General features: G+C 41.8%; 17 protein-coding genes. 12 read left to right on the top strand and 5 right to left on the bottom strand.

Annotated elements, in window-relative coordinates:
• Positions 1 to 76: 76 nt before the first annotated feature.
• From FLL46_RS21255 to FLL46_RS21245, 3 genes are all read right to left on the bottom strand, one after another.
• The gene (locus FLL46_RS21255) at positions 77 to 835 is read right to left on the bottom strand and encodes a winged helix-turn-helix transcriptional regulator (protein ID WP_142933486.1); all 759 of its coding nucleotides are present in this window, start codon (positions 833 to 835) and stop codon (positions 77 to 79) included.
• A gap of 160 nt (positions 836 to 995) precedes the next feature.
• A complete protein-coding gene (locus tag FLL46_RS21250; protein ID WP_142933484.1) occupies positions 996 to 1,184 on the bottom strand; it encodes a hypothetical protein in 189 nt (62 codons plus the stop codon).
• A 203-nt stretch (positions 1,185 to 1,387) separates the two neighbouring features.
• Entirely contained in the window at positions 1,388 to 1,873 is a 486-nt protein-coding gene (locus FLL46_RS21245) for a GNAT family N-acetyltransferase (RefSeq protein WP_142933482.1), read from the bottom strand.
• 242 nt (positions 1,874 to 2,115) lie between these two features.
• On the opposite strand from FLL46_RS21245, the gene FLL46_RS21240 reads away from it, so the two are divergent.
• The 5 genes from FLL46_RS21240 (at position 2,116) to FLL46_RS21220 (ending at position 6,131) form a co-directional block, all read left to right on the top strand.
• Positions 2,116 to 4,029 (top strand): hypothetical protein, encoded by a 1,914-nt coding sequence (locus FLL46_RS21240; RefSeq protein ID WP_142933480.1) that lies wholly within the window; start codon positions 2,116 to 2,118, stop codon positions 4,027 to 4,029.
• A gap of 110 nt (positions 4,030 to 4,139) precedes the next feature.
• Positions 4,140 to 4,793, top strand: a complete 654-nt coding sequence (locus FLL46_RS21235; protein WP_210418779.1) for an RNA polymerase sigma factor — start codon at positions 4,140 to 4,142, stop codon at positions 4,791 to 4,793.
• Positions 4,794 to 4,891: 98 nt separating this feature from the next.
• Positions 4,892 to 5,206: a DUF3619 family protein gene (locus FLL46_RS21230; protein ID WP_142933478.1), complete on the top strand. Its 315-nt coding sequence runs from the start codon at positions 4,892 to 4,894 to the stop codon at positions 5,204 to 5,206.
• Positions 5,203 to 5,640, top strand: a complete 438-nt coding sequence (locus tag FLL46_RS21225) for a hypothetical protein (RefSeq protein WP_142933475.1) — start codon at positions 5,203 to 5,205, stop codon at positions 5,638 to 5,640. Before FLL46_RS21230 ends, FLL46_RS21225 begins: the two co-directional genes overlap by 4 nt.
• A complete protein-coding gene (locus FLL46_RS21220) occupies positions 5,640 to 6,131 on the top strand; it encodes a DUF3106 domain-containing protein (protein ID WP_142933472.1) in 492 nt (163 codons plus the stop codon). The genes FLL46_RS21225 and FLL46_RS21220 overlap by 1 nt, the downstream gene beginning before the upstream one ends.
• A 191-nt stretch (positions 6,132 to 6,322) precedes the next feature.
• Here FLL46_RS21220 and FLL46_RS21215 read toward each other — a convergent pair whose 3' ends face one another.
• Positions 6,323 to 7,261 (bottom strand): autotransporter outer membrane beta-barrel domain-containing protein, encoded by a 939-nt coding sequence (locus FLL46_RS21215; RefSeq protein ID WP_142933469.1) that lies wholly within the window; start codon positions 7,259 to 7,261, stop codon positions 6,323 to 6,325.
• 376 nt (positions 7,262 to 7,637) lie between these two features.
• Here FLL46_RS21215 and FLL46_RS27900 point away from each other — a divergent pair, with 376 nt between their 5' ends.
• The 4 genes from FLL46_RS27900 (at position 7,638) to FLL46_RS21195 (ending at position 10,762) form a co-directional block, all read left to right on the top strand.
• Positions 7,638 to 8,702 (top strand): bifunctional transcriptional activator/DNA repair enzyme AdaA, encoded by a 1,065-nt coding sequence (locus FLL46_RS27900; RefSeq protein ID WP_142933466.1) that lies wholly within the window; start codon positions 7,638 to 7,640, stop codon positions 8,700 to 8,702.
• Between the two features lie 120 nt (positions 8,703 to 8,822).
• Complete coding sequence (locus tag FLL46_RS21205; RefSeq protein ID WP_142933463.1) at positions 8,823 to 9,716, top strand: DMT family transporter; 894 nt, start codon at positions 8,823 to 8,825, stop codon at positions 9,714 to 9,716.
• A gap of 54 nt (positions 9,717 to 9,770) precedes the next feature.
• On the top strand, positions 9,771 to 10,277 hold the full coding sequence (locus tag FLL46_RS21200; protein ID WP_142933461.1) for a DUF1203 domain-containing protein: 507 nt from the start codon (positions 9,771 to 9,773) through the stop codon (positions 10,275 to 10,277).
• The gene (locus FLL46_RS21195; RefSeq protein ID WP_142933459.1) at positions 10,274 to 10,762 is read left to right on the top strand and encodes a GNAT family N-acetyltransferase; all 489 of its coding nucleotides are present in this window, start codon (positions 10,274 to 10,276) and stop codon (positions 10,760 to 10,762) included. Before FLL46_RS21200 ends, FLL46_RS21195 begins: the two co-directional genes overlap by 4 nt.
• Positions 10,763 to 10,809: 47 nt before the next feature.
• Here FLL46_RS21195 and FLL46_RS21190 read toward each other — a convergent pair whose 3' ends face one another.
• Complete coding sequence (locus FLL46_RS21190; protein ID WP_142933457.1) at positions 10,810 to 11,115, bottom strand: DUF1330 domain-containing protein; 306 nt, start codon at positions 11,113 to 11,115, stop codon at positions 10,810 to 10,812.
• Between the two features lie 249 nt (positions 11,116 to 11,364).
• Between FLL46_RS21190 and FLL46_RS21185 the strand changes: the two genes are divergently transcribed.
• From FLL46_RS21185 to FLL46_RS21175, 3 genes are all read left to right on the top strand, one after another.
• Positions 11,365 to 11,694: a hypothetical protein gene (locus FLL46_RS21185; protein ID WP_142933454.1), complete on the top strand. Its 330-nt coding sequence runs from the start codon at positions 11,365 to 11,367 to the stop codon at positions 11,692 to 11,694.
• 312 nt (positions 11,695 to 12,006) lie between these two features.
• A complete protein-coding gene (locus tag FLL46_RS21180; RefSeq protein WP_142933452.1) occupies positions 12,007 to 12,708 on the top strand; it encodes a DUF3581 family protein in 702 nt (233 codons plus the stop codon).
• 180 nt (positions 12,709 to 12,888) lie between these two features.
• Positions 12,889 to 13,599 (top strand): ParA family protein, encoded by a 711-nt coding sequence (locus FLL46_RS21175; protein WP_142933449.1) that lies wholly within the window; start codon positions 12,889 to 12,891, stop codon positions 13,597 to 13,599.
• Positions 13,600 to 13,875: the final 276 nt, after the last annotated feature.

Genomic DNA, 13,875 nt, shown 5'->3' with positions numbered 1-13,875 from the left:
TAAGTCAGTTATCGTCTTTACATTCTTTACACTATTTTTGTTAGGTTGTTATTTGATTCTTTGAGCCCAATCTAATCTAACGATAACAATAGCCAAAACCACGAACCGCGAATATTTGATCATCAGGGTGACCTGACTTGCCAAGCTTACGGCGCAAGTTACTCACATGCATATCGATGCTGCGGTCATAGCGAGAATAGGGACGTTTCAAAACGTGCATTTGGAGGTAAGGCTTGCTGAGATATTCACCACGAAATTTAAGCAGAAGCTTTAATATTTCGGATTCCGAGCTGGTCAGGGAGATTGGCTCGCTTTTCCAGGTGACCTGATTATTTTCAGGATTAAGGCTCAGATGGTTAGCTTTTAATGCTTGTTGCCCGGGCCGCCAGCTAGAATCGGAGTTTTCAAATAAGCGGCTAATTCTCACGAACATTTCGTCTTTGCAGAACAGATTTGTGATCACGTCATTGGCACCGGCGGAGAAGGCTTGAAATCTTTTTTCAGCATTTTCTTTTTGCATTAGGAGCATTATCTGCGCGTTGCTGGATTGCCTGGCTCGGCTAATGAGTTTTATTGCGGCATTTTGTGTTACCTGGTTATGGCCTTTAGCGGGTTTCTCTTGAACTTGTTGGCATTTTTCACAAGCTATCGATTCAGTGACCATAATCAGATCAGGATTATCTCGCATAATATAGCTGAGTCCCTGACACTCGTTTGTTCGAATAGCCACTTGAAATTTCCGGTTGGCCAATTGCTCGATGGTTTCGGTTAGGAAGGGGTAGTCGTTTATTTGTTGATCAGGGACAACGACGAGGGCACGGGCTTCGGTTGACATAGGAGGCTTGGTTTAAATGGTAATGATTCTTATTATTATATGGCGATTAAGTGAGGTTGACCAGCCCTTCCGCAGGAACTAGCTAGTTGTTTGACTAAATTGGGAGAAATTACTGTTTATCTTAAATTTGAACTCAACAGTTGAAGAGGGATTACAGGTGCTAATTGCCGCCGCTCACATTATCTGCTTTTTGTTGATTATTTTCGTGGCTTTCGTGTTTATTGCGGTGGTTCTTTTCCAGAGACTTTATCAGCTTCTTTTTTTCATTTTCTTCAATTTTTTTACGGATCGCTTCCAGTTTTTTCTTGTGGGCTCTTTTTTCTGCCCGCGAGCTTTGAATTAAAGCCATTGCTCCGAGAAGAAAAGCGAAAAACATTATCCAGTAAAACATAGCAACGTGGTGAAGCCTTTAACCGAGTGATGAATTAGCTAATATCGTATATTCAAAACCGACAAATGCAATCAATATATTCTCCAATAATATTGAATTTTAGTTGTATTATATGGAAGTGTTATAAGTAGATTTTGCGTTTATCGGTTAGGCGTCGGTACTTAGTTAAGAGATTTCTCCCAAAACAATGCTTTACCCATTTCTGGATCCAATTCATACCCGGCAAAGCCAAACTTGAGATAGGCTTTTTGAGCAATGGTATTTCCTTCCAGTACCTCCAAAGTTAACTTACAACAGTTTTTTTGTTGAGCGAGTTTTTCGACTTCAACTAAAAGCTGTTTGCATATCCCTTGTCCGCGAAATTGCGAACTGACAATGATATCGTGAATATTCATTAAGGGCTGACACTTAAAGGTAGAAAAACTCTCAAAACAGTTGGCCAGACCGGCAGGTTTTTCGTCGATGTAAGCAATAACTGTGTATGCATCATTTCGTTTAGAAAGGCTAACAGCAAGATTATCAACCACTTCATCAGAAAGTGGCTTTCCGCCACCCATTGGGTCTTGGGCATATTCGTTAAGAAGTTGAGTGAGGTGTTTCGCTTCTGTTGGATTGGTATAGTCAATCAATTTGCATTCAACTGTCATTATTTGTCTCGGTAATGTCGTCAGGGTTGGTTTCAATGATTATATCGATTTAGCGATAATATTTTGCGGCCAATAAGCATAATAAACCCGAATTCAGGTTAATTAAAAAGCCGTTCGGTTCAAAATCACTTTTAGTTCTGCCTATTGAGTAACAGAAAAACCTGAAAAAGAAATTCTGTCAGGTGTCAACCGAACTAATTGCACTGCGTTGTAAGAAATACAACAACCGCAGGAGACGAATAATGATTAATCGAATAACGCTTTTTATGTCGCCTTTTATGGCAACAATTGAAATGAGGCTCAAAAGCCTTTTGTTAACGTTTTTTCTGGTTACACTTACCGCTTGTGGTGGCGGTGGAAGTGCTGTTGAAGAGGAGGTTCCAGTTGCCCAGGCGGTGAGTTGCGAAACCAGTGACGATGGTACGATTGAAGATGGATGTGGCATTTTATTATTAGGATTAACCGATGCTGACGGTGATTTTCTTAATTACACTGTTGATGTAACTGGCATTGAACTGACGCGACTGGACGGTACTCAAGTTTCGGCAATGCCCTCTACTCAATCAGTGAATTTTGTTGATTATGTTGAACTGAGTGAGCTTACAACCGCCGCGACTATTCCGGCAGGTATTTATACCGCGGGAAGTATTACTATTGATTATACCAATGCTGATATCCAGGTGGAAAAAGAGGGAGAAGCTGTTGCTGCTGACATGGTCGATGAGGTTGGTGAGCCACTTTTATCCCAGACACTCCAATTACAATTGGATGAAGACAATCAGTTGGTTATTGCACGAAACCGGCCGGCATTGCTTGAGCTTGATTTTAATCTGGCGGCCTCACACACGGTAAACCTCGAAACCGAACCGGTCACAGTGACAACTGAGCCCTACGTGATAGCTGAAGTCGACCCAATTCAGAGTAAGGAATTTAGAATTCGAGGACCGCTCATTCGCGTGAATGAAGACGAATCTTATTTTCGTGTGGCCGTACGTCCTTATTATCGACATGATGGCCGTTTCGGTGGCGTCAATGTTCAGGTTGAAGACGAAACTAATTTCGAAATTAATGGTGAAGCTTTTAGTGGTGCGGAAGGATTAACCCAGATGGCGACCCTCGAAGCCGGCACGCCGACTGTGACGCTAGGACTATTTGATCGCGCGGCAGATAGCTTTACTGCAATTACTGTAATGGCTGGTTCCAGCGTTCCCGGCAGTGATAAAGATGCTGCCAGAGGCGTAATCGTTGCACGTGATGGAAACAACCTCACTGTGAGAGGTGCATCTTTAATTCGAGACGACGGCATCGTCACATTTAGAGATGAAATAACAGTATTGATTGCTGAGACAACCAAGGTGAGTAAGCCGCGAAGAATTCAGGACGAAGTGACTATAGCTGATTTGTCCGTTGGGCAAGCTGTGACTGTCTTAGGTACGATTACGACTGATGAATCTGACGGTACTGTCATTGATGCAACTGAAGGTGGGATCAGAATGAGACTGACTTTTGCATCAGGCCATACCTTGTCGAAAGATGATGTTTTGCTAACGATGGATTTGCAGCAACTCCAGGGGCGTTTACCTGACGTCTACGACTTTAGCGGGACAGGAATGGATGAGACTTTTGATGCCTCCCCGGATGCTTATGAAGTTTCTATTGAAAACTTAATGGTGACCAATCTCGACGACGGTGACCCAGTAAGAGTCAGTGGGTTTGTTAGTCCATTTGGCGCCGCGCCTCCCGACTTTGAAGCCCTTACAGTGATTAATTACGCAGAGTCAAGAAGTCAACTTTATGTTAACTGGCCTGACGGAGATGATGTCACTGCGTTTTCAGAAATAACGACAGAGAGTTTAACTATTAATATCGTCAACGGCGGAGAAGATGGCATTTACAAGCTAATTCAAGGTGGTATTCGGACTGACCTGACATCCTTTGACGAAGCTGTAGTCATTCAGCCTAAAGGAGAAAGAGGTATTTATACGCTAAGAAGCAACGATACTATCATGGCATTTTCTGACTTCGCCGACTTTGTTGCTGAGCTCCAGCAGAAACTGGATGAAGGAAACTTAATTGATGGCATGCATGCGACAGGGGGCTTTTCAACAGAGAGCAAGACCTTTAGCGCCCTGAAAATTGCCATCAGACTTAACTGATAATGATTACCATACTATCCAATAGCGATAGCGTAATAATTGCCAATTTTTAGAATGGTAAGCGCCGTTGTACCTCAACGGCGCAATGTTGTATCCTCGAGAGCAAGTTGATGTTTGCGAAAGTTGTTGATTCGAGTATTGGACAAGACTGTATTGGACGGGACTGTATTGGACAGGCTTGTATTGGACAAGAAGTTGTTGGAGAAGACACTCAAAACACAAATGGGGGGTGGGTTCTGAGTAACTCGATAGAGCAATTTCTTGCCCAGGTGGAGAAAAAGGCTTACCGAATGGCAGAGATTGCAACACAAAATCAGTCGGACGCTCTGGATATTGTTCAGGACGCGATGATTAAGCTGGTAGAAAAATATTCTGATAAGCCGGCGGAACAATGGAAGCCCTTGTTCTATCGAATTTTGCACAGTCGAATCATGGATTATTTTCGACGCCGAAAAATACAACGGAGCATTTTCTTTTGGAAAAATTCGAATGATGATGAGCAAAGAGACGATCAAATTGCTCAGGCAAGCGACTTTATTACACCAGAACGAGAAATTTCAGGAAAACGAAATATCGAAATGGTCATTGCTGGACTCAAACGATTACCGCCTCGGCAACAGCAATGTTTTATGTTACGCAGCTGGGAAGGGCTCAGTGTCAGTGATACTGCGAAAGCGATGGGCTGTTCTCAGGGAAGCGTCAAAACACATTACTCCAGGGCTAAAGAGTCGCTTAAAAATGTATTAAGTGAGGAGTTGGTGTAATCTAATGTTTAATAGTCCTCTGATTGTAAGTTTTGTAATTGTAAATCTTGAAAGAAGCTCTGTGAATTTATTGATGAGATATCGATTAGGAAATAGACATGAATGACAATCCACCCGTTGAAGATCAAGTCAATCAGGCGCTCGATGACAGTATTGAAAACCTGTCACCTGAAATTCGACGCCGTTTAAATCAGGCTCGGATTGATGCGGTTGCGCAAAAGCAAAAATCACGGCCTTTATGGAAGTTGGCGAGTGCATTTAGTTTTTTGTTAGCGATAACTTTAGGTTGGCAATTTTGGTCGGCACCTAATGAGGAGCCGATGGAGTCATTTGCAGAAGTTTATCAGGAAGATCCTGAGTTACTTGAAGAGCTGGAATTTGTTTACTGGATGGCTGAGGAAAATGGTCGATGAAGTGGAGTCAGGGGCGTGTTAGCTTGGCCTTGCTAATGACAACGTCAACCGTATTAATCGAGCCGAGTTTGGTCTTAGCTGCGGAGAAACAGACGGGACTTTCTCAAAAAGAAAGCCTAACCTCTCAACAAAAAAAAGTGGATCAAACGAAAAATATTGAAAAGTCGAATTCGCAAAGTATAGAAATGGAACAACCCGACGAAGCTTTTTTAGAGTTTCTGGCCACTATGTCGGTTGTTGATGAAGAAATTAGCGACCCCTTAGATATGCTGGAAATTGCGGATGAACAGATGGATGATGAAGTTGATCTCGATGAGAAATTAAATAGTGAAGAGTCTCAGGACAAAACTGAGACTAAAGTAATACCTGAAGCCAAAACTGGTTCTGGTGTCCTTAACGCATCCAGAATTGCAGCGGCAAAGGAGAAGCGATAATGAAACGATTATTTTCCCGACTATTGATGAGTATTGTGATTGCTGGATCAATTGTCATTGGTCAGGTTAATGCGCAAAGCTCAGACTGGCAGGATTTAAAACCCGAAGTAAAAAAAGTGTTAAAGCAGTTTGAAAAAAACTGGGATAGTTTGCCTGAGAAAAAGCGAAAAAATCTGGTGTTGGGTGCTCAACGTTGGGTTTCCATGTCGCCTGAACAAAAAAAGGTTGCCGGTGAAAGATATAAAAAGTGGCGAGCATTGAAGCCGGAAAAGCGAAGCCAGTTGAAAGAGCGGTATCATAAGTTTAAGCAACTACCCTTGGAAACCCAAAAGCGATTACGCGATACTTTTAGCCAGTTTAAAAAGTTGACACCTGCGCAGCGAAAAAAATTAAGAGAAAAATTTAGAAATTTGTCGCCGGAAAAAAGACGTCAATTACTAAAGCGTATGTTAAATCGTCAAAAGAAAAAGGCGGCGAGAAAGCGACACTAGATAAGTGCGCCATCTCTCTATTGTCATCTCGAGCGAAGCCGAGAGATCTCCCAAAGTTTTAGGTGCACGTAAAAACAATGATTTATTTGAAAAGCGCGACTTCCCTAGATCAACATTCGATAATTTATTAGGATAATTCAATGTCTGTTGAAGAACTTTCCACGTTGGTCGAGATGGCACTACATTTTTAATTAAAAACTAAACCCAATATCAATTGAAAGACTTTCTAAATCTTCCTCTGCAGAAATACTTTTCCCGTAAGCTAAGCTACTACTCCAGTCGTTATGCCAATCGAAATTAAAAGAGAGTTCCCAGAAGCCGGAATCTGGTGTTCGAAAAGTTCCCATCAGGCGATCATTAAACTGAGTGAAAACGCGGCGTTCATCGCCTCGACTTATAACCAATAATGGGTCGCCGCTACTTGATATTTCCCAGGCCCAACTCAAGGTTAATTGAGGCGCCCAACTAAAATCATCGTTTTCAAACCAGTGACTGATATCCAGATCGACGAATGAACTCCAGCTGGTTTGGTCAAATTGCGCTGAAGCGACTGTAACGGGTTCGTTTAAAGAGGTTTGGCGAGTTCTATTTAGACTGTCGGAATGTTGGATCCCGAGGCTCCATCCGAAAGTGAATAATTCACCATCAAAATAGTCATCATAACTAAAGCTAAAAACTTTATCTTTACCCTCTACGAGCTCTAGCACTAATGGGCCTCTGGATAGCGATCGTTCATTATTTTCGATCTCGCTATAAGAAAGTGACAGATTGAAATCTTCGGTTAGCCAGCTAGCACTTAAGCCGACGGCCTGCGATTTTGTTTCTGCCCTTTCTAATACATCGCTTCCGTTTCTATCTGTCGGCCAGGTACCATCTCCCTCAAAGTCGCCGTAGCTGAGGGCTATTTGCCACTGGTCAGCAAATAACTGGCTAATACCAAGGTTGAGTCCGTCGGGTTTGATCTCGCTATTTCTGTCGTCAAAGTAATCTGACCGATTTAGTGTGTATCCGATCCACAAGGTGCTATTATAAGCGACTTCTTCGTTCGCCAAACCGTATGAGGGATTCATAAGCAGCGGCGTTCCCATCAATACAATTGCTAGCTTGAGAGTCGATTGTTTTATTATCATTTTTGGCTGCATTTTATCAATGACGCTAAACTTTAGATGAATTATTATAGTCGAAACTTTGTCAGGTTGAGCGGGACTTGTAAGTTCCCATGGAAAAGTTGGAAAATATACCTGACGATTTGATTGATGATAGCCTATTTCTCAATTGGATAATATCACTGAGTTATCAAAGTTGACCGATACTCGTTGCCTTTCCAAGATTGTAAAAATAAGACGGTAAAAATAAGACGGTAAAAATAAGACGGTAAAAATAAAATTAGTTGTTCATTTTTCGGATGCAATATTGATAGGGGATTCCCATAATTGAAATAGTCAATCAGCCCAATGGTTGAATTGGCATGTGGATGATAAAAATCGATGTTTTGGAGAACCTTTTATGAGCCAGATTTCACTGCCGGATACTCGAGAAATGTATCAGGCATTACTCAACAAAGATGCGTCCTTTGAAGGTGTCTTTATTGCCGGTGTCAAGACCACTGGCATTTGTTGTCGGCCGACTTGTAGTGCAAGAAAACCGAAGGAAGAAAATGTTGAGTTTTTTAGTGATGTTAAACAAGCACTCAGTTTTGGTTATCGACCATGCAAGGTCTGTAACCCGCTCCAGCCATACGGAGATACACCAGACTGGCTTAAAGGTTTATTGCAAGACATGGTTAAATCTGCCAATGAGAAATTTAAAGATCAAGATTTAAGAGAACGTGGTTTAGACCCTGTGAGAGTGCGGCGCTGGTTTAAGAAGAATCACGGAATGACATTCCAGGCATATGCAAGAGCTTTGCGGATTAATAGAGCCTTTGGTCTGATCAAACACGAGGATAAAATTATCGATACTGCGCTAGATAGTGGTTATGACTCGGTGAGTGGGTTCAATGAAGCTTTCAAAAAGCTGACCGGACAATCTCCATCTGGTAGCAAAAGAGCCGAAGTGATTACAGTGACTCGTGTGCTAACTCCGCTAGGCCCAATGTTTGCCGGTGCCACCGAGCGCGGAATTTGCCTGCTGGAGTTTACTGATCGAAGAATGTTTGAGACGCAAATTGCTCGTTTGTCCAAATTACTGAATGCGCGTTTTGTGCCTGGAGAACATCCACTTTTTAAAATGCTTAATCATGAGTTAAAAAAATATTTTGCCGGAACTTTAAAAAAGTTTAACGTCCCGCTGGATGTTCCTGGTACAGATTTCCAGCAACAAGCCTGGACCGCTTTGCAAACTATTCCCTATGGTGAAACTCGTTCATACCAACAACAAGCAAGGGTCATTAATCGCCCTGAAGCCGTGAGAGCCATTGCTAAAGCTAACGGTGATAATCGAATTAGTATCATTATTCCGTGTCATCGAGTTATCGGAAAAAATGGCAAGCTGACAGGGTACGGTGGCGGTTTATGGCGCAAACAGCGTTTGCTGGAACTTGAAACAGGCAAAGTGAACTGGGCTGAATAATCTGTTGCAATTCTCACGGAAGCTAAAACCGATTAATTGAAGTATTAATCGGTTGAAGATCCTTTAGTAAAAAACTTGTTAACAAGTACTTATTGCAAACTCGGGTGTTACAAATTGAAAATGAATAACCGAAATATTTTTGACCTGATTTTATTAGCTGCCCTGTGGGGAGCTTCCTTTTTGTTTATGCGGGTTTCTGTTCCAGAGTTTGGTGCGGTGCCGATGATGATGGTAAGAGTAGCACTTGCGGGACTTTTTCTTTTGCCTTTTGTGTGGTGGAAAAAACGACAACAGGTGATGATCGAAAAAGTTGTTCCGATATCGATTGTTGGCATCTTTAACTCGGCCATTCCATTTTCGCTGATTGCATACTCTACTTTGTATGTGACAGCAGGGTTTGCATCGGTATTAAACGCTGCAACGCCAATGTGCGCTGCTGTCATCGCATACTTATGGCTAAATCAACGGCTCACTCGTAGCGCGGTTATTGGATTATTTATCGGGTTAGTCGGCGTGGTTTTATTAGTTTGGGATAAAATAGGATTTTCTGGAGACGAGAGCACCTTCGCTATTTTAGCTGGATTGGGCGGCGCATTTTTTTATGGAATTGCAGCCAACTATAGTAAGAAGCGTTTGGCAGGAGTTGATGCTTTGGCAATTACCACTGGAAGTCAGATTTCCGCGGCGATATTTTTATTGCCTATGGCTGTCGCATGGTGGCCTGCGCAAATGCCTTCGATTGCAAGCTGGATAAATGTTGTTGTTCTCGCCATTGTCTGTACGGGTTTCGCACAAATACTTTATTTTCGCCTGATTGATCAAGCAGGTGCCGCGAATGCGACTACAGTCACTTTTTTAATTCCGGTATTTGGCATGGTCTGGGGAGGTCTTTTTCTGGACGAAATTGTTACCTTAGATACTTTGTTAGCCTGCGCAGTGATTTTGGCCGGAACCGGTTTGACCACAGGCTTTTTAAAGTTACCGCTAAAAAAGAAGGCCGTTAACAAAGCGTGAACGTGAATTAAACTTATTGATAGAAAACAAACAGACCAAAACCTCGGGCAGCTTATGAAATTTAAAATTATTCCTATCCGACCTGATTTCCTGCTAAAAGTGAGAAACGCGGGAATCGATGACCAAAACCAACCCATTGAAAAAATGATTGCTCAAGGAGGTGAGCCATGCAGAGATGTATTGCGTAGAGCTTTACCTGGCGAAGAAATTATTCTCGCAAGCTATTGTCCATTTACCAGACCTGGACCTTATAAAGAATACGGAGCCGTATTTGTTCTCGCTGAACAATCCTCAGAAGTTCCAGACTTTAATCGCTTACCTTTGCCGTCAGGTTCCGAAACTGATTACCTTGGAGACACTTTCGTGGTAAGAGCCTACAGTGAAGATGAGCGAATTGTTGATGCAAGTCTGTCAATGGCTGGTGACGCACAAAAGGTCATTGAACAATTTTTTTCCAATGAAGAGGTCCATTTTATTTTGGTTAGATTCGCGGCTTACGGCTGCTATGCTTTTAGAATTGAGCGTGATACAAAGCTTGAATCGAAAAGAGTAGAACAATGAATATTTCTCAGATAACAGAAGAGGACTTTAAGTCATTTTGGCCAACATTAAAGTTGATCATTGAAGCGGAAGAAACCTATGCTTTTGATCCTCAGATGAGTTTCGAACAAGCTCATCATCTATGGTGTGGGATACCACAAGTAACTTATGTCGCGAAAGAAGATGACGTTATTCTCGGATCTTATTACCTGAAACCAAACATGGCTGGACCAGGCTCTCATGTTTGCAATTGTGGATATATGGTAACGCCGGCTGCAAGAGGAAAGGGCGTTGCGAGAAGGCTTTGTGAACATTCTCAAGATGTCGCGAAAGAGTTAGGGTATTTAGCAATGCAATTTAATTCTGTGGTTTCTTCGAATGATATTGCGGTTAAGTTGTGGCAAAAGTTGGGCTATGAAATTATCGGAACCATTCCACAAGGGTTTCGCCATAAAAAGCTTGGTTTAGTTGATAGTTACATTATGTACAAACAACTAAACCCTTAGTGACTAAATAAAGGTTATGAAAGCTGGTTATTAGTTAATAAGAATCACTATTCAGACCTTTCATAATCTGCAATTAAGGTTCGGTGCGCCACTGAATTAACGAAGAATTTTTCTTTGACGACCAGATAGTTAGCATTGGAGAAAAACGCTTGTTGCTTTTCTTTACTGGGAAAGCAAAGCGTAAAGACGCGGTTGATAGGATTATCAGTCTCAGATTTAAGGACTTCACCAATCTTAAAGTCGTACCCAAAATGACCGCCGTGTTCTTTCAAAATTGGCATCATTGACTCGCGATATTGAGTGTACATATTGTCATCAACAACATTTAGTCCTACAAGCATTTCGTAACTCATGGGGTTCCCCGTTAGAAGTATTTTTGGTTTCTGGAGTATTGTTGCTAAAATTTGGGGGATTGCAACTGTTAATCTAGCTCATCAACAAAAGTTATTGGCGAGCTAGAGAGTAGGGTGCAAATTATATGAGTATTTCAGTACTCTGTAAGAGCTGAGGAGCTATAAATAATAATAAAATCAAAGTGTTAGATAGCGCACAACGATAATGAAATAGCTGCTATCGTTAACTGACAACCAGAGGCAAAGATTATGAATGATCCAACCCAGCCGATTTGTGAAAAAGCGATGGCGTTCCCTGATGTTGTTAAAGGCATGTCATGTAATCAAACGTCTTTCAAAGCATCTAAGAGTAAATTTCTATTTATCGGTCCAGGCCCAAAAGGTCAGGGGTATAAGGCGATGTTCAAATTAGATCAATCTGCGCCACAAGCACGAGAGCTAGCGGAAAAAGAGCCTGGTCGCTATAAGATCGGCGCATCCGCCGGTTGGGTGACGGTTTTGTTCACAGCAGAAAAACCAATGCCAAAGATCGTTTGGGAAAAATGGCTTAAAGAATCCTATCAATTAAGTTGTAAGTAACATCAATTTGGAACGGGTAAATAACCTGAAGCTAAATATTATGATGATGTTATAGAAGTATTCTGTGGAACATTGTTATCATTACGCTGCATAGCCAAGACTGGTACGACCTGCCAATGATGGCTATCCGAACTAATCACAGGTATAGTGCGCGCTCACTTTATAGCCAGCAGCGCAAGCTATGCTCAACTGCTGGGTCGTGTGAGGGTTTGGCTGATATTTTTTGATGCTATGTCTACTTTTATTCAGCTAAATCATCATGTTACGTCGAATATAGTGCTACTTCCACTTTGAAAAAATAGCGGAGAAATAATGTTTGTTGAAGGTTTTTACAGTCAGTCTGGAGAGTCATTTTCCTTTACTCGTGAGCAAGGTAGCGAGTTCGCCAAAAAGATTGCAGGTGATTATAACCCGTTGCATCACCCGGATAATAAGCGTTTCTGTGTCCCTGGAGACCTCTTATTTGCGTTGACATTAAGTCAGTTTGGCGTCAGCCAATCGATGACATTTGATTTTCAAGGAATGGTAAGCGGCGACACATCAGTGCATTTTGTTGAGAATGAAAATCAGATTTCCGTACAAAATGAGAAAGAGAAAACCTATCTTACTGCTGCGAGAGAAGGGGAAATAACGCGAAACGAAGGATTTGTAGAAGCACTTATTCGTTCTTATGTCGCCTTTTCCGGTAAAACCTTCCCACATATTCTGGTCGAATTGATGAATGATGAAGGCGTTATGATTAATCCGGAAAAACCAATGGTTATTTATGACATGATGAAACTTACATTTGACAAGTTTGTTGATGGTAAACCTGAGGTTGTTCTTCAAGGTTCGCGTTTCGATGTGAATGGAAAACGTGGCATGGTAATTATGAACTTCAATATTTGCGCTGATAACGAAGTTATCGGTAGTGGTGAAAAGCACATTATTATGAGCGGATTACGTCCTTACGAACAGGTTGGAATAGACCTTTTAGTGAGATCTTACGAGGAAGATCGCGTCGCTTTTAAGTAATAATCTCAACCAGAAATTGAATTGTTCGCGGCTGAAAGGCCGCGTTTTGACCTCTATAGATTATTCAGTCATATAAAATTGAGTGATTAAAAATTTGCTTTATTAGTCAAAAACTCCTAAATTATCAGTCAGATAGAAAAAATAACGATTTAAATCATTGACGATTGTGGGTATAGGTTTATGACGGCAAAAATCATATCTGTTGCTCAGGCAAAGGGCGGGGTAGGCAAAAGTACCATGTGTGCTAATCTTGCTGTCACCTTTTCTCAGTCCTCAAAAGTATTAATGGTCGATTGTGACCCTCCTCAGCACTCGCTTAGCGCCTGGTTTAAAGTTCGCTCAGATCTCTATGAAGACACTGGTCTAGTGCTCGAACAAGCCGCGACGCCGGCTCAGCTCAATAGTTTAATTGACAAAAGCAAGGAAACCTACGATTACATTCTGATTGATGGGGCACCTCACGTGAATGCCACCGTCAGAGCGATGATGTTGGTTTCTAACCTGGTTTTAGTACCCTTAGCGCCTTCATCAGTAGAGATCTGGTCGTTTAACACGTTTGAAGAGCTGATTCACAAAGCTGAAAAGTTTAATAAGTCGATGAAAACCAAAATATGCTGGAATCGAGTACGTCGCAGGGTTCGTTCTTCTGAAGAAGTGATTTCATCGGTTGCGAAGGATTCTAAGCTCACGGCACTCAAAAATCAGCTCACCTTTCGAGTCGCGTATATGGATTCCTTTGCAGAGGGTTGTAGTGTCTATGAATGGACTGATCCTGTGGCAAGCGCTGAAGTTTGGTCGCTGAGTTCCGCTATTAAGCGTGTAGTCAACAAACTGGAACCGGTTAACCCATCTAAATCGGCGGCAGCCCTTGAATTTGTTAAGAAAGGGTAGTCAGTCGATTAAAGTCCTGTTGATTAGAGTCCCGTCAAATAGAGTATAAAAAGATAAAAGGGTAAATAAAGATAAAAGAGTGAATTATGTGCGGTAAGGTTAATTGTTAATATTACCGCCTGAGAAACCACTAATTTTCACAAATCGAAACAATTTCAAGCCAACCTCATCGATAAGAGTCCCTATAATAGTCCGTCTGCACTAACTTGCCTGTATTGCGCCAGTTAAGTATTGCTGGTCAGTTTCAACTGAACCAATTTATTAAGTCCAACTAAA

It is taken from the genome of Aliikangiella coralliicola, assembly GCF_007004725.1.
GTDB classification, from domain to species: Bacteria; Pseudomonadota; Gammaproteobacteria; order Enterobacterales; family Kangiellaceae; genus Aliikangiella; species Aliikangiella coralliicola.
The sequence above is the reverse complement of the archived record's forward strand: the minus strand, read 5'-3'. Positions and strand labels throughout refer to the sequence as shown.

Bases quoted from the DNA above. Each gene is read 5' to 3' on its own strand.
- FLL46_RS21175 (WP_142933449.1), top strand. From the start codon at position 12,889: ATGACGGCAAAAATCATATCTGTTGCTCAGGCAAAGGGCGGGGTAGGC.
- FLL46_RS21255 (WP_142933486.1), bottom strand. From the start codon at position 835: ATGTCAACCGAAGCCCGTGCCCTCGTCGTTGTCCCTGATCAACAAATA.
- FLL46_RS21200 (WP_142933461.1), top strand. From the start codon at position 9,771: ATGAAATTTAAAATTATTCCTATCCGACCTGATTTCCTGCTAAAAGTG.
- FLL46_RS21235 (WP_210418779.1), top strand. From the start codon at position 4,140: ATGTTTGCGAAAGTTGTTGATTCGAGTATTGGACAAGACTGTATTGGA.
- FLL46_RS21220 (WP_142933472.1), top strand. From the start codon at position 5,640: ATGAAACGATTATTTTCCCGACTATTGATGAGTATTGTGATTGCTGGA.
- FLL46_RS21185 (WP_142933454.1), top strand. From the start codon at position 11,365: ATGAATGATCCAACCCAGCCGATTTGTGAAAAAGCGATGGCGTTCCCT.
- FLL46_RS21240 (WP_142933480.1), top strand. From the start codon at position 2,116: ATGATTAATCGAATAACGCTTTTTATGTCGCCTTTTATGGCAACAATT.
- FLL46_RS21195 (WP_142933459.1), top strand. From the start codon at position 10,274: ATGAATATTTCTCAGATAACAGAAGAGGACTTTAAGTCATTTTGGCCA.
- FLL46_RS27900 (WP_142933466.1), top strand. From the start codon at position 7,638: ATGAGCCAGATTTCACTGCCGGATACTCGAGAAATGTATCAGGCATTA.
- FLL46_RS21190 (WP_142933457.1), bottom strand. From the start codon at position 11,115: ATGAGTTACGAAATGCTTGTAGGACTAAATGTTGTTGATGACAATATG.
- FLL46_RS21215 (WP_142933469.1), bottom strand. From the start codon at position 7,261: ATGATAATAAAACAATCGACTCTCAAGCTAGCAATTGTATTGATGGGA.
- FLL46_RS21180 (WP_142933452.1), top strand. From the start codon at position 12,007: ATGTTTGTTGAAGGTTTTTACAGTCAGTCTGGAGAGTCATTTTCCTTT.
- FLL46_RS21205 (WP_142933463.1), top strand. From the start codon at position 8,823: ATGAATAACCGAAATATTTTTGACCTGATTTTATTAGCTGCCCTGTGG.
- FLL46_RS21230 (WP_142933478.1), top strand. From the start codon at position 4,892: ATGAATGACAATCCACCCGTTGAAGATCAAGTCAATCAGGCGCTCGAT.
- FLL46_RS21250 (WP_142933484.1), bottom strand. From the start codon at position 1,184: ATGGCTTTAATTCAAAGCTCGCGGGCAGAAAAAAGAGCCCACAAGAAA.
- FLL46_RS21245 (WP_142933482.1), bottom strand. From the start codon at position 1,873: ATGACAGTTGAATGCAAATTGATTGACTATACCAATCCAACAGAAGCG.
- FLL46_RS21225 (WP_142933475.1), top strand. From the start codon at position 5,203: ATGAAGTGGAGTCAGGGGCGTGTTAGCTTGGCCTTGCTAATGACAACG.